Below are 20128 nucleotides of genomic sequence, written 5' to 3' on the forward strand. Positions count from 1 at the left end.
GACCCATAGACGGAGGATCGCTATACTTGGATTGTGAGAGCGGGAGTAGCTCAGTGGTAGAGTGCTTCCTTGCCAAGGAAGATGTCGCCGGTTCGACCCCGGTCTCCCGCTCCAAAACATCCCTGCCTGAGTTACACTTCCCATACAAACTGCAGGGCTGAAGTTCACGAGCAGCCTACCGAGGCGCGGTACCCAAGTGGTAAGGGAGAGGTCTGCAAAACCTTTATGCGTCGGTTCGATCCCGACCCGCGCCTCCAATTCTTCTAACACTTAGAGATAACCGACATACGCTCATAGCCGCTGCAAGTGGTTCTCGCTATTTATCACCAGCCGTGAACTCATCTTGGAGCTATGGTTGACCATTACCGCCGCCAGCTCCGTAGATGTTGCCGGTCGTGTAGCTGGCGTCATTGGCCGCAAGCTGCACGTAGATACTTGCGAGCTCGGCAGGTTGCCCGGCGCGCCCCAGCGGGTACTTCTGACCGAAGTGGATCAGGTGATCCTGGGTAGCGCCGCCTGAGACCTGGAGCGGTGTCCAGATAGGCCCAGGAGCAACGCCGTTGACCCGAATACCCTTGGGGCCGAGTTGCTTCGCGAGTGACTTCACGTAGTTCATGGTCGCTGCTTTGGTCTGCGCATAGTCGTACAGATTGGCAGAAGGATCATAGGCTTGTTCGGAGGTGGTACCGATGATGCACGAGCCTGGCCGCAGGTGGGGAACAGCTGCTTTGATGATCCAAAAAGGGGCGTAGATATTCGTCTTCATCGTCGCGTCGAAGGCCTCGGAGGTGAGTTGCAGAATGTCCTCGCACTGCTGCTGACGCCCTGCATTGGAGACCACGATATCGAGGCCCCCCAGTGACTCAACCGCCTTCCCCACCAGCTCTTTGCAGTAGCTCTCTTCACGGAGATCGCCTGGGATCGGAATTGCCTTGCGGCCTTCGGCCTTGATGAGCTTGATCACCTCGGCGGCGTCAGGCTCCTCGGTGGGATAGTAGCTGATCGCGACATCCGCTCCCTCACGCGCATACGCGATCGCCGCCGCGCGGCCCATGCCGGAGTCTCCTCCGGTGATGAGCGCCTTACGTCCGGCCAGACGACCCGATCCTTTGTAGCTGGTTTCGCCATGATCAGGACGAGGATTCATCTTGCTCGCCAAACCAGGCCATGGCTGCGACTGACCTGGATACGGCGGCTTCGGGTATTTGGAGGTCGGATCGACAAAGGGAGCAGCCGAATCGCCTCCCGTCTGAGCTTCGGCCGCGGGAAGCGCACCCGTCAGTGCAGCGCCGGTAAGTCCTGCTCCAAGGTTCGTCACGAGCTTACGGCGCGAAAGGGAATGTCTATCTGAAATCATAGCCATGGTTCTCCATGCGTTGAGGTGGGGCGTGCGACATGAGGGATACCGTTCGCGATCAGCCTCCGTCCTGTAGATGGAGTATCTGCACCGCATAGGCGTTGCTTGATGCCACTTTACGTTCAGTCAGATTGGGAAGGCGCCTTCATCCCGCCGACGAAAGTCTTGATCGAACGGGTAAATGCACCTTTTAAGCCAGCTACCGAGGCCAAGCCGCGGTACCGAAGCCGAGGTTCAAAAAAAATCCGAGCGCCGGTACTCAGAATGTGGTGTTTGGGATCGCCGCAGACATCATTAGCCTGATCTGTCGAGTATCCGACATGAGGTGCCGATACAGAAGGTATCTCCGTCCGCGTGCTAGAGAGGAAAAAACCACCGAGGCAGCCTGAATACACCTCGGTGGAGAAGAAAATCACCTATTTTTCTATTAACTACTCAATAGATCGGCCGACGCACGAAGAGCGTGAATTCTGAATTTGTTGATCGCCATTTGGTCTCATCCTCTCCTATTGTGGAGATCCTGCCGATCTACAAGGTGTCTCGGTTCGCACGGGCCGATTGGGTTGTGCCACTCCGGTCGACATGACCCTTTTGGGTGATATGCGAGTCTGCCCCGGAACGATATGTTGATTGCAGATACAAACGGTTCTAAGCCCCCGCATAACCTGCGGGGTTCTTTTTTGTCGTTATCAAATTATGAGAGACAGCAGTCTCCGCTGCACCTTCGCTTCGGACCAGGTCGTTTCGTCAGCCATTCGGACCTGATCCAGGTGAATTCAGTCGAGTTGAAGTAAACGAGCTATGGTGTCCTCTACATCCCGAACGGCCCGGCGCCTGGTCAGGCCGTAGGCCTCTGGATGAGCAATAAGTAAGGCAGCCGTTCCATGCAGACAACTGACAATCTGCCGCAGTCGTATATCCACTTCCTGAGCTGCCGTCTTCGGAGGAAGGGCCTCGCGAATGATCTTTCGGATGCTTCGAAGAAACTCCTGCCCTAGACGCTCCCGCTCTGCCATCACGCCCGGATCCGAATAACGCTGAAGAAAGATAAGAGAATAGTGTCCGGGATAGTCAGAGGCGAACTCAATCAAGGCGGAGGTGAAGATCCTGATTCGCTCCCAAGGATGATCGGCGGCGTCCATCTGCCGATGCATCTTCTGTGTGAACTGGCTATAGAGCTGAGCACAGAGGTGTTGCGTCAACGCCTCCTTGTTGGCGAAGTGACGATACATCGCCATTTGGGAGCAGCCTACTTCCTGCGCGACTCGCCTCATCGAGAGGTGTTCGTATCCGTGTTCAACAAAGAGCCGGCCTGCAGCTTCGATGAGCCGCTCCCTAAGACCAATCTGATTGGCTGGCTGTACTATCTCTTTCATAATGTCTATTGTACTCGCCACTGTTTACGGTGTACACTAATATTGTTTACGGCGTAAACAGGCAAATAAATGATACTCCCTAAAAGTTTGACCAGTTACCTCATTGAATGTTCTGTTTTGTGCGTGGCCGTTTCCCTTGGAACAGCTTTCGCGCAGCAGGTAGCGGATTCTCCTCCAACACACGCTTCGGTTCAGGCTGCCGCTTCATCCGGCGTTCCGTCTCCATCCTTGGGTGCCGCATCGGATTGCACCGTGATTGTCTCGACGCGGGATGCCGTGCGCTGCATTACCGCCGCGCACAGGACGGGACCGATTCCGACAATTGACAAGGGTCACGCCTACACCCTGTCGGAACTGATCGATATCGCTGAAAGCGCCAGCCCTGAGACCAGGATTGGCTGGGCAGAATCGAAACTGGCTTTTGAACGTGTGGGCGTGCAACGTGCGGAATATCTGCCGTTGCTCAGCTTTGCAGCCCAAGGCAGCGATCAACGCAATATCGTTCCCTTCCCCAAGCCGCTTGCTCCGCGAGGCTACGTGACTGTGGAACAGCCAATTGCCCTTGCGCAGCTTGAGCTGGAGTACTCTCTGCTGGATTTCGGACGGCACGCTCGTCTCGAAAGCACGAAGGCTCTGGAGATCGCCTCGACCCTGCAACTTGGTCGGATTCATCAGACGATCGCGTTCAAGACCGCGCAGCAGTTCTATCGGACGCAAGAGACGGTTGGACAGCTGGACGCGGCGCGCACCATTCTTGAGACAGCGAATACTCTCGAACAGAATGCACAGTCTCAGTTCGACAACGGCAGAGCAACCTTACCTGATCTTCAGAACGCTCAGGCCGGAGCTGCGGAGGCTGGGTTCAACCTCGCAGCCGCGGAGGGTGCGGTTCAGAAACAAAAATTAGCCCTAACGGAAACCATCGGTGTGGAACCCTCTGCGGAGATCGAGATATCAGTCGATGGACCCAAGGCGACAGAGGCATTCGATGTTTCCGTCCAATCGTTGATCGAGCAAGCCGCGAAATCCAGGCCCGACCTTCTAGCCTGGGCTCAGAATCTAAAGAGCGCACGCGAGGAGTATCACAGCGCCCGGACAACTTATCTGCCGACTGTGAAATTGGACGCTTCGGGAGGTCAGACGTCCACATGGCCTACCGCTGATTACGGCCAACTGGGCCCTGCGAGCGTATCCACGTGGTCAGTTTCCGGCCAGCTGCGGTGGGATGTGTTCAATGGCGCACGCAAACACCAGATCAACGCTTCGCTTGCGAGAGAACAGTCTGCAGCCGAGCATCAGCGTGCAGCGCGGGATGCGGTGACCCGGGAAGTATGGCAAGCATTTGTCGACTATAAGACGGCGCTTGCGCAGGAGCGTGCGTCCGAAAGCTTCCTCGCTTCGGCACAAACCTCGTATGATTCGTCGCTCGATGCATTCAAGTATGGCGTTCGCTCATTAGTGGACGTAGTACAGGCAGAACGGCAGCTTGCTCAGGCTCGCCAGGAGACTGTATCTGCGAGAGCACGCCGCCTGGAAAGCGCGGTCGGCCTGAGCTACGCGACCGGCGACCTGCTGGAGCAATCCCCCGCATCTGCAGGAGTTCAACATGAATAAGAAAGCATGTTTCCTTGTCTCTACGACGTTCGCACTGCCTTTAGCTGGTTGCGGCCGAAACCCGAACGTAGAGATTGTCGGCTCCTACTTCCCCGGCTGGATGATCTCGCTGGTTGCTGGCATAGCTCTGACTGGTCTGGCACATGCTGGATTCCGGCGATATGGGCTGGTGCATACAGTCGGACACCCCGCCATCATCTATCCAGGCATGGTTGTGCTGTTTACCTGCCTTCTCTGGCTCTGCTTCTTCGCTTGATAAGGAATCCCTATGTTGATGCACGATAAGAAAACATTCGGTCGGATTCTGGGAATCACAATCGTCGTCCTCGCGATCGTGCTGCTCAGCATTGCCGTGATCATGATTGATCGTCACCCACGAACGGATGATGCGACAGTGCGCGCGAATGCCATCGCTTTCGCTCCTGAGGTTGAAGGCCGTGTGGTCCGGTTGTTAGTGCAAGATAACCAGGCGATTCACAAAGGGGACCTACTCTTTGAGATTGACCCACGGCCGTATCAATACGCCCTGGAACAAGCCAGAGCGGAACAGGCTACCCTCGAAGGTCAGATTAACGACGAACGACGCCACATTGCAACGGAACAAAGTGCAGTGGGCACCGCACGCGCAGGGATAATGGGCTCGCAAGGTGCCATTACTGCAGCCGTGGCAGGCCTGCAGTCGGCTAAAGCTGCGGTCGAGCGCGCTCAGGCTGCACAGATGTCCGCGGAAGCCCAGCTGAAATTTGCGCAGAATGATTACAACCGAATCGAGCCGCTGCTGGCAAAACATTACGTGACGACACAACAGGTCGATCAGGCACAAACGGCTCTTCGCGTTGCACAAGAGACGGCACATCAGGCGTCATCACAACTCCTGCAGGCCCAAGCACAAGAGTCGATGGCGTTAGCGGCGAAGCAAGAGGCAGCGGCAGGATTCGAAGCTTCGCAATCGAAGCTCGGAGAGGCTCAGCACACGGTCGACACGCTTGAAACCCTGATGGCGCAGCGGCCCAACAAGGCTGCCAAGGTTCATCAGGCCGAGTTGAATCTGGAGTGGTGCCAGGTACGCGCTCCGTTCGACGGATACGTCACTAACATGAATATCTCTCAGGGAGCTTACGCGCATCCCGGCACCTCCATTTTCACATTGATCGACACGACCGCATGGTGGGTTCTGGCCAACTATCGGGAGTCGAAACTAAAGCACATTCGCCCGGGAATGCATGTAGAGGTCTATCTTATGGAGCATCCCAGCCAGCGATTCAATGGCGTTGTCGACAGCGTCGGACGTGGCATCTTCCCTGAAGACGGTGGCGTGACGAATGGGTTCCCTGCTGTCGATAGAACGCTCAACTGGGTACACTTGTCTGCCCGCTTTCCTGTACGGATTCGCGTGACCGATCCCAACCCTGATCTCTTCCGCGTAGGCGCCACTGCGATCACGGTCATCCGATGAAGGATACCCACATGAGATCGCGGACATCGAGAAATCGTTTCGCTGCGACTATAAGACGAGAACTCGCCCCCTATCCCGGGCGCTTAACGGGAAGCCTGCGGGACACATTGGGGATCGTCATGGCTCTCACGCTCGCAATGACGTGGCGTGTTCCAGGAATATCGCTGGCACTGGCACTGCTCTTCCTGATGCAGCGCGAACGGCCGGGCCTAACTCTTCGAGTAGCCGTGCAGATTTTTCTGGGAGCTCTTCTAGCATGTATCGCGAGTTTATTCTGGGTCCAGATCACCGATGGTACAGAGATCATGCGGTTTGTTGGGGTGGTTTGCGGAGTCTTCGTGGCGGCATTCCTGATGGCGGCCAGCACGAATCCACTATTTTGGACCATCTTCGGCTTCTATGGCTTCGTGGATCTGGCCGGCTGGGATGCACACCGAACCGCAAATGCGATTGTGTCGGCCTCGCTATCGAATGTGGCATCTCTCGGCCTTGTAGTTCTGTGTGCCGTTGCTGTTGAATACGCTTTTGGCACTCGCCACCCGGTGGAGGATCTGGATCGGGAACTAAAGAAGCGGCTCAAGGCACTTGAACTTTTTTTTGCTGCCCTGTCTCGTTCCGAGTCGGTCTCGCAGAGAGATGAGCTTCGTTCGGCTCGCCAGCTTTTGATTCAGTTCGCTCACGCAGGCGACTCTTACCTGAATCAGCTCTACGACCGTGTCAAAGATAGCGGCGAACCCACTCAAATCTCATTAGGAATTCGTTATCGTATCGCCCTCCTCACGCATGTTCTGCAGAGAAGCGTACCCCTGGGTTTCCGCCGGGTCAGTCCTCCTACGGAGGACGATCGCGACAGCTGCCGCTATATAGCTGAAATTTGCAGGAACCTACATGAACAAAGGGCGCACGCAACACCCCGCGCGCAGCCTGCCAGAAGCTCTGTCCTACTCGGAGAGATCCAGCTGGAAATGATCAGGTACGCCCAGTCTCTCCATCCCGACAGTGTGACACCGCAATTTGAGTATGCGAGAGCTACGAAAAATCCGCCCAAGCCGTTCACTCACCTACTACCGGACGCATTCACATCTCCGGCAGCAGCGTTCTACGCGCTGAAGCTGACACTTGCTGCGACCCTTTGCTACATCCTCTATAACGCAATCGCGTGGCCCGGCATTCTGACATGCGTTGTTACGGTTCTATTCACCGGACTTAGTTCTACCGGTGCCATGAGACAGAAGCAGTTCTATCGATTCGTCGGAGCTGCTATCGGGGGATCACTTGCGATCGCCACGGTATCCTTGCTCTTCCCTAACACGGATTCCATCACTGCCCTCATCCTGATTGTGGCGCCTGTAGCTTTCATCTCAGGCTGGGTACTGCGAAGTCGCCAGATAGGTTATGTAGGCGTTCAGATCGGCTTCGCTTTCTTCTTAACTGCGTTGCCTGGATTCAGTGCTGCAACGCAGATTGCACCTGCACGAGACCGTGTCATTGGCATCGGTTTAGGAATTCTGGTGATGTGGTTCATCTTTGACCAGCTATGGCCCACTCGCACCAGCGACGCACTTATTGCAATTTATGGCCGAATTCATCAAGCGGCGTCTCAGATCGAAGAGCTTCTGCTGCAGCCTGCTTCCGGAGAAAGACAACGTACTTTCGCAAGGCTGCGATCCATCGTCTCCGAGGAACTGTCCAATATGCAGCAGCTTGATAGCGCGGCCCATTTTGAGGGAGGCAGACATCGCAAACAGGAGCTGAGGCGGAGCAGGCGTATCATGCAGGAGATTGAAGAGCAGTCTGCCAGGTTCTACTCTGCCGCGCTTCGTATCTCAGAGGTCTAAACGGGGCACAGACAAGTACGAGGGATGGAAGCAAAGCGAAATCCGGCCGAGTCGCACCTTCACTCTCCTGTATTTCCTCGTTTTAGATTGCATCCGCATGACTCGCGGACCGTCAGCGTGACCGGGAGAACTGTCCTGACGCTGGAAGTCTTGAATTCTCCTTTGATTCGCTGCAGTAATAGACGGGTCGAGACACTGCCCAATTCTGACGCGGGCTGCCTGACAGCGGTGACAGACGGCGTGATCAACGTGAAAAAGTCCACATCATCGAATCCAACGAGGGCGATGTCCTTCCCCATCCGAATGTTCATCTCCCTGAGTGCTTCAATCACCCAGATGGTCGACGCATTGTTTGCGGTAAAGAGCGCCTCTGGCCGATTGGGAGAAGCAAACATCTCTGTCAAGATCCTTCGAGCAGCACTACGACCGGGAAGAATAAACTCCTGTGTTCCTTCCATCCCAGCTCGCTGCATCGCCTCCCTGTATCCGCTAATCCGCTCTTTGATCGTCAACAGGTGCGAGTTGGCAGCCACGCATGCAATCTTTCTGTGACCGTGTCCAATCAGATGATCGATGGCCAATCGAGCACCCGATCGGTTCTCAACTCCTACAGAATCCGATGTAGCAATCTCCATAGGCCGGTCGATAGTAACGATTGGAGTAGGTGCCGTGGCGATTGCCTTCAGATACTTCGCCCGACTGTCGGAAGGTACAAGCAGAATTCCATCGACAGGATGATGCATCATCATCTCGACCTGGGCAGCCTCAATGGAGGAATCTTCATCGGACGCCGCCAGCCATACCAAATACCCATTCTCCCGCGCCGCTTCCTGGACCGCATGACTGACCACGGAAAAAAAAGTGTCGGAGATATCTGGAACGATGAGACCGATTGAGCGGGAAAGCTTGCCCGTCAGCATTCGAGCAGCATGGTTGGGGCGGTAATCCAGGAGCCTGATCGCTTCCTGGACCTTCCTTGCTGTCTCCTCTGCCACGTAGGGGTGTCCGTTGATGGTGCGCGAGACCGTCATCGGTCCAACACCTGCAGCGCGGGCTACATCCTGGAGCGTCGCGCGTTTGTTCGGGGACGAGTGGCTCACCGTTCTTCCTTTATGAGAGGGCTATCATGCCACAGCAGAGCCGCCACAGTTTCGATTCACCATAAATTCAGTGCCGACATATTGACAACCCTCTATTGGAGCGCGTAAACAGATGTGCGGCTGTGATAGCGCAATCATAAACAACCTTTGCTGTAGTTTTCGAGGAGGCAGAAGTGAAAATATATAGGCGGTGTGCGCAAGCACTACTGGTCGTCTTTAGTTGTCTGTTTTTAACCGGGATTCCATTACACGCTCAATCTGATACATCCTCACTCACGGGGACCATAACTGATTCCTCGGGAGCAATCGTCCCGAATGCAAACATAACCCTGCACAACGAAGGCACCCGGGCGGATATCCACGCTACCACCAATGATAGTGGCAACTACAATCTGACAAACCTGCCTACGGGCCGGTACAGCATGAAGGTGGAAGCACCGGGATTTCAGACTACGGCGCTAAGCGATATCAGCGTCGACCCCAACATCGGCCGGCGTATCGATCTCAGCATGAGAGTCGGTGACACAAATACCTCCATCACCGTCGAAGCCAACGCGAACGTCGTGCAGACCGAGAGCGGAGCCGTTGGCCAGCTCATTACGCAGGAGCAGGTTAAGAACATTCAGCTGAACGGACGCAACCCAATCTATTTAGCCCAGATGGAACCGGGCGTGGTCCGCGGTAACTCGATGGCAGCATTCAGCTTTGGTCTGGACAACGGTATCAATGTTAGCGGTGCACGCAGTCAGGAGAGCGTGATCACCTTTGATGGTGCACCGATGGTGCGTACGCGATCCAATGGTACTAGCGTCGGTGTCGCCGATGTGGACTCGACCTCGCAGATTCAGGTGCTGACGACGAGCTATGCAGCGGAGTACGGCCGCACCTCCGGCGGCCAGATCCGCATGGTCCCCAAGAGCGGCACCTCGGAGTTTCACGGAAGCGCCTTCGAGTACTTCCGCAACAACGCGCTGAATGCCAATACCTGGAAGAACAACCAGGCTGGCACGGCCCGTGGCGCCTTCCGCTATAACCAGTTCGGCTGGAATCTTAATGGCCCTGTCTTCTTTGGCGGCTTTAACAAGAACCACGACAAGCTCTTCTTTCTCGTCGGTCAGGAATGGGTGAAGTACAACCACAACGACGTGGTGTTCAATAAAACGCCTACGGCGTTGATGCGTCAAGGCAACTTTAGCGAACTGCTTTCACCCAATATCTTTTATTCTTGCAAGGATTCTAATGGGAATCCATCGTCAACAGGCCCTTGCGTCAATAATCAGATTGTGAATCCGACGACGGGAACGCCGTACGCCGGCAATATCATCCCTCAGGGGCAACTCAGTCAGAACGGTACCGGTCTCCTGCGCGCCTATCCTTTGCCCAATGTCAGCGCACCAAGCTACAACTGGGTCGATGCCGGGCTCTATACCGAGAGTCAGCGCAAAGACTCTGTTGTGGTCGACCTGGTTCCGACCGATAAGCATCACTTCCGCTTCAGCATGTTGAACTACAACTACAACGACTACGAGCCGCACTTCGGTAACTTCAATACCAACCCTCGTATCTTCAACCGTCCGAATCAGATCGGCGTCCTTCACTGGACCTGGACGATCAGCCCTACGTGGGTTAATGACGCTTATGCCTCAGGTGCAGCCGACCACGTCACGATTGGCATCGATACCACGTCAGGACTGTTCGACCGTACCAAGTACGGCATCAATTACCCGTATCTCTTCGGTGCTGCCGACAAGGTTGTGCCGAACAAGATCCCGACTATTCAGATCGCTGGCTTCACTACGTTGGACGGCGGACCCTATCCATCGCGCTCCGGCGGTATCGTCTATGACTTTGGCGATAACGTCACTAAAGTCTGGGGTAATCACACGATCAAATTCGGCTTCCAGTGGGAGTACGCTGGCGAGAACAACTACGACCAGATCAGTGTCGACAACACGCGTCCCGGAACAACGAACAATCAGAACGGCCTCTTCAACTTCGGTGACGGACAGGCCGTTACGTCGAAGATCGCAGCTGCGAATGCTGCTCTCGGTGACTTCAATACCTATGGTGAGATCGGCACCCGTTCTTACACGCTGTTCCGCGGCAATATGTACACCATGTATGGGCAGGACCAGTGGCGTGTGAATCCGAAGCTGGTGCTTGAGTATGGTATTCGCTACGACATCATGCAGTCCTATCATGCGTTGTGGGGTAATCAGGCATTCTTCAACCCCGCCAACTACAATCCAACGTTGGCTCCTACGGTTAATTCCCAGACGGGGTTCCTCACCGGCGGCGATCCTTATAACGGCGTTGTCATCCCCGGCAGTGGCTTCCCAAGTTCGGCCAAAGGTCATGTGCCGGACTCGATTCTGAACGGCAACTATCAGCGGCTCTTCCGCGGATACGACTCCAACTATTCTCCGACTGTGTACACGAACATCGAGCCTCGTTTTGGATTCGCTTATCAGATCTCACCCGGAACAGTGCTTCGCGCGGGTGGGGGACGATACGTTCAACGTCTCGGCATCAGCGATACCGTTCACGTTGGCGGCAACGCTCCGTTCCAGCCTGCTTCTTCGGTGACTAACGGTGCCGTGGATACACCCGGTGGCAACGGCGTCAATCAGCTTCCGCTGGCCTTTACCTCGCACGCATATAAGTACCCCAGCCCCGAAGCATGGGGTTGGAATCTGACCGCGGAGCATGAGTTCAACAAGATCGCGGTCTTCACATTGAGCTATGTCGGTCGTCGCGGCTACCATCTGGAACAGCTGGCCAACATCAACCAATTGCCGACAGGTACTGTCGCTCCTGGTACACCAAACCTCATCAACCATATCAACCCTGACTCGTTGCGCCCTTACAAGGGCTTCTCGACCATCATTGAAGCTGAGAACACTGGCGGCTCCTTCTATCACTCCATGCAGGTCAACCTGAAGCGCCGCGTCACCAAGGGACTGCTCTTCGGTGCGGCGTATACCTGGTCCAAGAGCCTTGACTACGGTTCGTCGAACGGCACGAACATCGTCAATGCTTTTGACAACAGTCTCATGTACGGTCCCAGCGATTTCGATTATCGTCACGTGTTCGTGTTCAACTATGTGTATGACATCGGCTTCGCGAACGGGATGAGCAATATCTTTGGTCGCACCCTGCTGGGCAACTGGCAGTTCTCCGGAACGATCCAGGCGCAATCGGGGCATCCCCAGAGCGTGTCGCGTAACCTCGATCAGGCCGGAGTTGGGCCCGGTTCAGGCAATCAGTTCTACGTCATAACAGCCGATCCGAAACTGCCACACCAGTTCGGCAAGACAGGTACCTGGTTTGACCCGAGTGTTTTCAAACCTGCAGCTCCCGGCACCTTTGCTCCGCGCGGTACTCGCGGCTACATCCGTGGCCCGGGGTTCAATAGCTTCTCTGCAGCACTGCAGAAGGAGTTCCACATCATCCCCAGCCACGAGAACCATGCTGTGGTCTTCAAAGCTGAGGCATTCAATTATCTCAATCACCCGAACTATGACGATCCCGATATGAGCCCAACCAGTAGCACCTTCGGTCAGGTTACGACTAAGGGGGGCACCTACTCTTCGGAGCGGCAGTTCCAGTTCAGCCTGCGTTACGCATTCTAATAACAACTCGTAGCCGAACACCCCGCAGATCCCGCAACAATGTTGCGGGATCTGTTCACGTCAGTTCCTGTTATTAGGAGGGAAACCTCCAGGCTCAACGGGGCAGCGCGAACTAAACTGGACCGCCTGTGATCACGTCAACTCCCCAGCCCACTGTATCTTCCAAGAAGGCTCACCTCTATATGCAAATTTCTTTCACGTGCTTCGCGGCGTTCCTTCTTCTGACATCCTCTCTGCTGTTTGCTCAGACCGCATTGGACGTCGATCCGATGCTCGGCGCCGATAAGGGCGGCAATGTCTTCGTCGGCCCCACCCTTCCCTTTGGGATGGCTAAACCCGGTCCCGACTACGGCGACAATGAAGGCAATGCAGGATGGAAGGCTACCGGAGATCTCAATGGCTTCTCCCAGTTGCATGTTTCGGGTACCGGTGGAGGGCCCAAGTACGGGAACATTCTCATCCAGCCGCAGGTGGGGAAAGCCGATCCCGCGCACAGCGCATCCCCACGCAAGGGAGAGCACGTCGAGGTAGGCTACTATGCGGTGACACTGGCAGATTCAGGGATCCATGCTGAAGTAACCACCGCCCGTCGCACACCGATCTATCGATTCACCTATCCCCAATCAGGGGAACGCACGTTGCTGGTAGATGTGGGCCATCTCCTCATGCGTCGGCATGACTCTCCACATCGTTACCATGAAAGCCAGGTCGTCTATTCCACGGAAGTCCATGTCATCTCACCTACTGAGATCGCAGGAATGCAGGCCTCCGTCATGGGCTGGAATATCCAGACCACACCGATGAGGGTGTACTTCTATCTCTTGACCGACACTCCTGCAACGAGCAGTGGTACCTGGGAAGATGGCAAGACCGTCCGTGCTGGCTCCCGGACTGCAGCTTACAAGATGCCATTCACAATGGCCACCTTGCCCAACCCGCCTGCCCCCATCGTCAGCACCGGAGCTTACCTGACGTTCGCACCTGGCCAGAAACCCGTCATGGCGAAGGTGGGCATATCGTTCGTGTCCATCGAACAGGCCAAAAAAAATGCTCTCGATGAGATATCAGGCTTCGACTTCGATGACACACGCTATGCTGCCGTCGGCGCCTGGAATAAAGCACTCTCCCCTGTAAACATTAAGGGAGGGACAAAAAGCGAACGGCAACAGTTCGCCACAGGCCTTTACCACTCCATGCTTATGCCAGTGGATCGCACAGGGGAAAATCCTTTATGGAGTAGCTCCGCTCCTTACTACGACGATTTCTACTGCATTTGGGATACGTTTCGCTCCTCGACCCCGCTGCTGACCCTTCTCGATCAGAAGAGAGTGGTCTCCATCCTCCAATCTCTTCTCGATATTCAGGATCACGATCATTTCTTCCTTGACGGCAGGTCAGGCAACTTCTCAGGAAGAACCCAGGGCGGCTCGGACGCCGAGATGATGTTCACCGACGCCTTCCTCAAGCATCTTCCCGGCCTCGACTGGGAACGCGTCTACGGGGCTATGGTCCATGATGCCGACGTTAACTCTCCGGAACCAGTTCGTTTTGGCCGTGGTGACATGGCCGATTGGAAGCAGCTTGGTTATCTATCGATAGAACACTCAGACCCCGCCGGAGGTCCAGACCGACCCGGCTCCCGCTCCATGGAATATGCAGCCAACGACTATGCGGTCGCGCTCATGGCACACGGACTGCACCACGACGCCGATGCCCAGAAGTTTCTCACTCGGGCTCAGAACTGGAAGAAGCTCTGGGATCCGGATGCCGTTGATCATACAGAAGGTGGAGACGTAAGAGGATTCATCTGGATTCGTCATGCGGATGGCAAATGGAAGGAAAATTTCGATCCGCACCTGGTGGGTACGTGGTATCAGGATAATTTCTACGAAGCCACAACCTGGACCTACTCTCTCTATGTCCCACAGGACGTTCGCGAGCTTATCAAGACAACCGGAGGCGCCTCCGCATTCAAGCATCGTCTGGATCTGTTCTTTGCACCAGATATCGCAGGACGGTACCGCTACGACGTTGGCAACGAACCGGGCTTTCTGTCGCCCTATCTATATAACTGGATTGGCCAGCAAAGCAGCACCGCAAAGCGGATCAGGTCCATCCTTCCGGCGAGTTATCACACGGGCACAGGTGGCCTGCCAGGAAACGATGACTCCGGCGCGATGGGATCGTTTCTTGTCTTCAATCAGTTGGGATTCTTTCCTGTCGCAGCCCAGGATGTATATCTCATCGGTTCCCCGACATTTCCTCAATCTACCCTGCATCTTGCCAACGGCAAGACGTTTTCAATCCTTGCGGAGAACACCTCGACAGCAAACATCTATGTGGAAAAGGTCACATGGAACGGCAAACCTTACGACCGTTCCTGGTTCACACACGAGCAACTGATGAACGGCGGAGAACTTCATCTCACCATGACCGATCACCCCGTTCATTGGGAGACCGGTGCACCGCCTCCCTCCATGTCTGATAAGCCTGGCACCATACAAACGCCATAAACGCGAACGACCCACACGAAGGTGGGTCGTTTGCTAAGTCGATAGCTCGAAAATCAATCGAAGAGATTCATTTCGGACTCACCCATGAGCGGCTCTTCGAGCTAGCGAGCTCTGCGTCGAGTATCCTCATCTGGCGAAGTCCATCCGCCATCTGCGGATACTCCGGGGAGAGGGACGGATCTGCAATCGACGCATAGAATCGCCGGAATACCTGCTTGAAGGTGTCATCATAGCCTTCACTATGCCCTCCGGGTAGATCCGCATACTTACCGGCAGCCGGAAGTAGCAGCGCCGGATCCTTGATGATGATCTGGTTCGGCGTGTTGCGATTTCCTATCCAGAGCTCGTCCGGCCGCTCCTGGTTCCAGGCGACCGATGACTTCGTCCCGAAGATCTCGATGCTCAAGCCGTTCTTGCGACCCGCTGACACTTGGCTCGCCGTCATCGCTCCACGAGCCGAATCTCCAAGGCGGAAGATTACAGCGCCGAAGTCCTCAGTCGTCACCGGTGTGTCATCCACATCTTCTGCGCTAGGCAGTTTCCCCGTAAAGCTCTCCACGCTCCGCTTCGGCTGTTTCCGTGTTGGATAAAAAATCTGCAGGTCGGCACAAAGTGACTCTACCCGCAATCCCGTGATGTGCTCCACCATATCGAACCAGTGCGATCCGACATCCGCCATCACTCGAGAGGGACCTGAGGCCTTCTCATCCACACGCCAGTTCCAGTCGGTCTCGTACAGCATCCAGTCCTGCGAGTACGTCCCTTGTGCGACGAGAATCTCCCCTAGCTGACCGGCTTCGCACATCCTTCGCATCTGCTGCACCATAGGGTAAAAGCGGAGATTGTGGCATACACAATTGCGAAGGCCCGTCTCCGCAGCCAGCGCCGTAAGCTCCTCAGCCTCCCGTGTAGATACGGCAACAGGCTTCTCACACAAGACATGCTTTCCCGCCTGCAGAGCCGCCTTTGCAATGGGATAGTGCAGCACATTCGGTGTGCACACATGAACTGCGTCAAGGTCCGCAATCTTAAGGAGCTCGTTGTAATCTGTGAACGCAGAGGGCACTTCATAGGCCTCCACGAGCTTTTTTGCAGATTCCATCTGTCTGCCTGCAACCGCGATAACATCCACATGTTCTACGCGGCGCAGAGCCTCCAGATGAACCCGTCCCATAAATCCAGTTCCAATCACTGCAGTCTTCAAACGCTTCACGCTCACCACTCTCCCCGATTGTCTTTGTATCTATACCCACCATGCCGCGGCGGGTTTTTCCTGGATCACGATATCCTGCAGAAAACGGGCTGCCTTGGTCAGTCCCTCTTCGGGCGAAAGCAAGCTGTCTTCATGCTCGATTGAGAGCACATCGTCGTAGCCAAACATTCGTAGAGTCGAGACGAACTCTTTCCACCACTCCGCACCATGCCCATATCCGCACGTCCGGAAGATCCAGCTTCGATTTCGCTCATCTGTGTATGGCTTGGTATCTAGAACGCCTGTCTTCACCAGATTTGCGGTATAGATCTGCGTGTCTTTCGCATGCACGTGGAAGATTGCATCTTCCAGTACTCGGACAGCCCCGATCGGATCTATATTTTGCCAGAACATATGACTGGGATCGTAGTTACATCCCACGTTCGGTCCTGCAATCGAACGGAGCTTGAGTAGCGTCTCCGGATTGTAGACGACAAATCCAGGGTGCATCTCCACTGCAATCCGTACGCCGTGGTCCGCCGCGAACTTTGCGTGTTCTACCCAGAAGGGTGCCACAACCTCGTTCCATTGCCAGTCCAGAACCTTCAGAAACTCAGGCGGCCACGGGCAGGTGATCCAGTTGGGCGACGTCGCGGCATGTGAGTCGCCTGGGCATCCAGAAAAATCCACCATGGTCTTTATACCCAGCTTCTCAGCCAGCAGAATAGTGTCGCGGCTGACCTTTACCATCGCCTCACGCTGCGCTTTATCCGGGTGTAGCGGATTACCGTGGCAGCTGAGCGCGCTGATTGTGACCCCATGGTCCTTCAACTTCTTCTGAAACTCCGCAAGCTCGTTTGCATGATCCAGCATGGATAACTTCACATGTGCATCACCGGGGTAGTTACCTGTTCCCAGCTCGACAGTGTCGATGTCATACGACTTCAGCTTGTTCAGCACCGCATCGAAAGACAGCTGTGACAATAACGGTGTGAAGACTCCAACCTTCATGCTTCTCTCCTCAAATTTCAGGATTCTAGGTTTTTTCGCGCTACAAAAGAATACTCTCCGGCCCTCCCTGGATGGCAAATCACTTCCCATATTTTTAGAAAACTTGCCGTAAGATATCACTCTTGCCAAGGTGCTCTCGCCAACAAAGGCCCCGACTCACCTCTTCGGTACGTTCACGTCTTCATAGCTCGGCAGGCGTGGTTGCACCGTCGCAGATAAGAATACTTCCAATCAACGGCTAATCCACAGAGTTCTACTCTCGTGAGGTCACCACGCCTGTTCCCGACAATTGAGAGGAAGAGATAGTTGTAGACACATATCGACAATGGCAGCCGTCTGGTAGATTGTGCATGCTGTAAACGAACCCTTCGCGGTTCTCGGCGTGTACCCGGCAGCTTCACCATCCAAATAAACGCGAGGAGTTGGAGAACAGTACTCTCCCGCCCCTCGTGATCTCATCTCTTCCTTCACGCTTCCCACGTAAGGAACTATTTCGCCGCCACCTGATCCGGCAGAGCCCAGGCGAACATCACTCCGCCGCTGCCGATCAGAACATACTGTCTCCCATCCAGTTCGTAGCTGACCGGCGACGTCGCAATGCTCGCACCCGTGTTGGAGTGCCACAGCGTCTTTCCATCCGCAGTCTCGAGGGCCAGTGCATTCCCGTGGGAATCTCCCGTAAAGGTGACTCCCGACTCGGTCGTCAAAACTCCGGCCGACGCACTCGTTCCAATTTCGTGAGTCCAGCGAATCTTTCCCGTCTGATAATCGATTGCCTTGATCGCGCCTTTGGACCACACACCATAGTCAGCGCCAGACCATCCATACGTCCCATCCGCCGGCTTTGAGAAATAGATGCTGTAGGCATCACGTGCGCTTGCGATAAATAGGCCCGTCTTCGGATCGTAGCTCGGCGACCGATAGTTCGCGGCGCCAGCCTCGTCGGGCGCGATCAGCCTGCCGTCTCGAGCCGGCTCCTTCTCAGGATTCGGAATCGGCCGGCCCTGTTTGTCCAATCCAAGCGACCAGTTGACAGCACTGTACGGCGTTGTCAGCAAACTCTTCCCATTCGTTCGGTCCAAAACAACGAAGTATCCGTTTCGAGACGCCTGCATCAGCATCTTCTCCGGTCGTCCTTTGAAGGTCCCGTCAACCAGTACTGGCACCTCTGCAGCATCCCAGTCATGGGTATCGTGCGGGGATACCTGGAAGGCCCATGCCATCGTGCCGTCCTCGGGATGAAGCGCAACAATACTGCACGTGTTCGCGTTATCACCGGGCCGCGTCGCTCCCGTAAGCACAGGAGTGGGATTACCCGTCCCCCAATAGATCAGGTTGAGGTCAGGATCGTATGTCCCTGTCATCCAGGTCATGCCCCCGGTCAGTTCTTTCGGTGTACTGTTCCATTGCCACTGCTGCTGGCCCGTCTCAGGATCGAAGGATTTCAAATATCCATGGAGATTGTCGAAATCCCCCGAAACTCCGATGATCACATGATTACCGACGACGAACGGAGACATCGTGGTCCAGTAACCTTTCGACACGTCGGCTACTTCAACGTTCCAGCGTACGCTCCCCGTCTTCGCATCCAGCGAAACCAAGTGTCCATCCGGAGAGAGGAAATAGATCCACCCCTTGTATGCGCCCACGCCGCGTTGACCAATATGAAGGCCTTTGTTCTGTGGATAGGTGTAGCGCCACAGCTGATGCCCGGACCTCGCATCTACCGCCCACACATTGTCCGGCACGGTGAAGTAAAGCACTCCATCGATCAGCAGAGGAGAAGATTTCAGTCCAGCCTGCGAGCCCGTCTGGAAGGCCCAGGCGAGGCTCAGACTGTGTACATTCTGCGGATTAATCTGTGTCAGCTTGCTATGCCGTTGCCCGGTATAGTCACCATGGTAGAGCGGCCAGCTGTCAGGACCAGGCTTCAGCAGCGTTGCGCTATCAGGTCCCTGCCCTACAGCAAATCCCCCCGCTCCGAGTACCAGCGCCAGGATAGAACCTGCAAATGTCCCCGCATACTTCCTTCGATTCATAGCTTCTCTCTATACCTTTTCCAAGAACTTCAACGCAGAGTCTGCAGATAGGCCATCAAGTTATGGATGTCGTCATCCCTATATTTGCTGAAGAGCTCGGCGTGAGCCTCCTGTGGAGCGTCGATCTTAAGTTTGATCCGCGTCACAGGCCATGACCGGTACGTTCCGTCTGCAAGCTTGATCCCAAGAGTGAACTCGTCATGGTATTCGACCTTGCCCTGCAGCACCTTGCCTGAAGGCAGCGTTACGATTGCTGTACTCTTGGCGTCAGAAGGATAGAGCATGCGCTCTTCCAGCTTAAGTCCCTCATACTTTGTGGCGATGTGAGCAAGATCGCCGGTGGCGGAATGACACTTCGCACAGGTTCCAGGACCGTCAAAATACCGCTTTCCTGCAGCAGCATTACCGGTTTGGAGGTCCGAGATGTCGACACCCTTCCTCTGCCCTTCCTTCGCAGCCTTCGCCTGCTGGGCGTGAATGAAGGCGACAACATCGCTCATATCCTGATTCGAAAGATCGAACGGCGGCATCCTGCCCGGACGCCCATTCCGCACGACGTCGGAGATCTTGTTTCCGTTCACATCTTCATGCACCAGCTTGGATCTGGTTAGATCAGGGCCGGTCTCACCGCCAGCCGCATCACGGCCATGACAGAAAGCGCACTTCTGTTGGAACTGGTTATTGCCCGCCTCGATGTGGGCGGCCATCTCTGGCGTGGTGGGTGCAGGCGCCTGTGCATTGGCACTGTAAGGAGAAAAACATCTTCCCACCCAAAGCACACCTGCTAGCGCGCCCCAAAGCAGCATCGTACTTCGCATCTTGTCCGTATTCATCTCCTGCGGGTTACAGCACCAAGGTATTTTTCTGTTGCGAAGAACGCAAGCTATCGTGCTTAAGGTGTTATCCACCCTATCGCATTCATCCGTCAACGTCACGTAAGAAAATACCAGACCAGCGTAAGCGGAAAAAAGCGCCCGCTTTAACGCGAAGCTTACCGCGG

At 55.2% G+C, this 20128-nt stretch carries 13 protein-coding genes and 2 tRNA genes; 8 read left to right on the forward strand and 7 right to left on the reverse strand.

The genetic code is table 11. The annotated features are described in order from the left end of the window. Positions 1 to 39: 39 nt before the first annotated feature. Positions 40 to 114 (forward strand) — tRNA-Gly (locus JAO29_RS08845). Positions 115 to 182: 68 nt separating this feature from the next. Then, positions 183 to 257, forward strand: a tRNA-Cys gene (locus JAO29_RS08850). 92 nt (positions 258 to 349) lie between these two features. On the opposite strand, the gene JAO29_RS08855 is transcribed toward JAO29_RS08850, so the two are convergent. Then, positions 350 to 1357 (reverse strand): SDR family oxidoreductase, encoded by a 1008-nt coding sequence (locus JAO29_RS08855; RefSeq protein ID WP_334267842.1) that lies wholly within the window; start codon positions 1355 to 1357, stop codon positions 350 to 352. A 776-nt stretch (positions 1358 to 2133) separates the two neighbouring features. Next, positions 2134 to 2733, reverse strand: coding sequence for a TetR/AcrR family transcriptional regulator (locus tag JAO29_RS08860; protein WP_334267843.1), 600 nt, complete (start codon positions 2731 to 2733; stop codon positions 2134 to 2136). A gap of 123 nt (positions 2734 to 2856) precedes the next feature. Here JAO29_RS08860 and JAO29_RS08865 point away from each other — a divergent pair, with 123 nt between their 5' ends. From JAO29_RS08865 to JAO29_RS08880, 4 genes are read left to right on the forward strand one after another with little or no spacing between them, the layout of a single operon-like run. Beyond that, a complete protein-coding gene (locus JAO29_RS08865) occupies positions 2857 to 4347 on the forward strand; it encodes a TolC family protein (RefSeq protein ID WP_334267844.1) in 1491 nt (496 codons plus the stop codon). Then, positions 4340 to 4603 (forward strand): YtcA family lipoprotein, encoded by a 264-nt coding sequence (locus JAO29_RS08870; RefSeq protein ID WP_334267845.1) that lies wholly within the window; start codon positions 4340 to 4342, stop codon positions 4601 to 4603. The genes JAO29_RS08865 and JAO29_RS08870 overlap by 8 nt, the downstream gene beginning before the upstream one ends. An 18-nt stretch (positions 4604 to 4621) precedes the next feature. Continuing rightward, positions 4622 to 5803 (forward strand): efflux RND transporter periplasmic adaptor subunit, encoded by a 1182-nt coding sequence (locus JAO29_RS08875; protein ID WP_334267846.1) that lies wholly within the window; start codon positions 4622 to 4624, stop codon positions 5801 to 5803. Between the two features lie 11 nt (positions 5804 to 5814). Then, complete coding sequence (locus JAO29_RS08880) at positions 5815 to 7641, forward strand: FUSC family protein (RefSeq protein WP_334267847.1); 1827 nt, start codon at positions 5815 to 5817, stop codon at positions 7639 to 7641. Positions 7642 to 7700: 59 nt separating this feature from the next. Here JAO29_RS08880 and JAO29_RS08885 read toward each other — a convergent pair whose 3' ends face one another. Next, entirely contained in the window at positions 7701 to 8741 is a 1041-nt protein-coding gene (locus tag JAO29_RS08885) for a LacI family DNA-binding transcriptional regulator (protein ID WP_334267848.1), read from the reverse strand. A gap of 173 nt (positions 8742 to 8914) precedes the next feature. On the opposite strand from JAO29_RS08885, the gene JAO29_RS08890 reads away from it, so the two are divergent. Continuing rightward, positions 8915 to 12373, forward strand: a complete 3459-nt coding sequence (locus tag JAO29_RS08890) for a TonB-dependent receptor (protein ID WP_334267849.1) — start codon at positions 8915 to 8917, stop codon at positions 12371 to 12373. 182 nt (positions 12374 to 12555) lie between these two features. Further along, positions 12556 to 14886, forward strand: a complete 2331-nt coding sequence (locus tag JAO29_RS08895) for a GH92 family glycosyl hydrolase (protein ID WP_334267850.1) — start codon at positions 12556 to 12558, stop codon at positions 14884 to 14886. Between the two features lie 67 nt (positions 14887 to 14953). Here JAO29_RS08895 and JAO29_RS08900 read toward each other — a convergent pair whose 3' ends face one another. The 4 genes from JAO29_RS08900 to JAO29_RS08915 all read right to left on the reverse strand — a co-directional run bounded on the left by JAO29_RS08900 (position 14954) and on the right by JAO29_RS08915 (position 19946). Continuing rightward, the gene (locus JAO29_RS08900) at positions 14954 to 16099 is read right to left on the reverse strand and encodes a Gfo/Idh/MocA family protein (RefSeq protein ID WP_334267851.1); all 1146 of its coding nucleotides are present in this window, start codon (positions 16097 to 16099) and stop codon (positions 14954 to 14956) included. A gap of 30 nt (positions 16100 to 16129) precedes the next feature. Then, positions 16130 to 17089, reverse strand: coding sequence for a sugar phosphate isomerase/epimerase family protein (locus JAO29_RS08905; protein ID WP_334267852.1), 960 nt, complete (start codon positions 17087 to 17089; stop codon positions 16130 to 16132). 488 nt (positions 17090 to 17577) lie between these two features. Continuing rightward, on the reverse strand, positions 17578 to 19128 hold the full coding sequence (locus JAO29_RS08910) for an acido-empty-quinoprotein group A (RefSeq protein ID WP_334267853.1): 1551 nt from the start codon (positions 19126 to 19128) through the stop codon (positions 17578 to 17580). A 29-nt stretch (positions 19129 to 19157) separates the two neighbouring features. Continuing rightward, positions 19158 to 19946 (reverse strand): c-type cytochrome, encoded by a 789-nt coding sequence (locus JAO29_RS08915; protein ID WP_334267854.1) that lies wholly within the window; start codon positions 19944 to 19946, stop codon positions 19158 to 19160. Positions 19947 to 20128: the final 182 nt, after the last annotated feature.

Source organism: Edaphobacter sp. HDX4, from assembly GCF_036877565.1.
Classification (GTDB): domain Bacteria; phylum Acidobacteriota; class Terriglobia; order Terriglobales; family Acidobacteriaceae; genus Edaphobacter.

Bases quoted from the DNA above. Each gene is read 5' to 3' on its own strand.
- JAO29_RS08910 (WP_334267853.1), bottom strand. From the start codon at position 19,128: ATGAATCGAAGGAAGTATGCGGGGACATTTGCAGGTTCTATCCTGGCG.
- JAO29_RS08880 (WP_334267847.1), top strand. From the start codon at position 5,815: ATGAGATCGCGGACATCGAGAAATCGTTTCGCTGCGACTATAAGACGA.
- JAO29_RS08895 (WP_334267850.1), top strand. From the start codon at position 12,556: ATGCAAATTTCTTTCACGTGCTTCGCGGCGTTCCTTCTTCTGACATCC.
- JAO29_RS08915 (WP_334267854.1), bottom strand. From the start codon at position 19,946: ATGCGAAGTACGATGCTGCTTTGGGGCGCGCTAGCAGGTGTGCTTTGG.
- JAO29_RS08860 (WP_334267843.1), bottom strand. From the start codon at position 2,733: ATGAAAGAGATAGTACAGCCAGCCAATCAGATTGGTCTTAGGGAGCGG.
- JAO29_RS08905 (WP_334267852.1), bottom strand. From the start codon at position 17,089: ATGAAGGTTGGAGTCTTCACACCGTTATTGTCACAGCTGTCTTTCGAT.
- JAO29_RS08870 (WP_334267845.1), top strand. From the start codon at position 4,340: ATGAATAAGAAAGCATGTTTCCTTGTCTCTACGACGTTCGCACTGCCT.
- JAO29_RS08855 (WP_334267842.1), bottom strand. From the start codon at position 1,357: ATGATTTCAGATAGACATTCCCTTTCGCGCCGTAAGCTCGTGACGAAC.
- JAO29_RS08875 (WP_334267846.1), top strand. From the start codon at position 4,622: ATGCACGATAAGAAAACATTCGGTCGGATTCTGGGAATCACAATCGTC.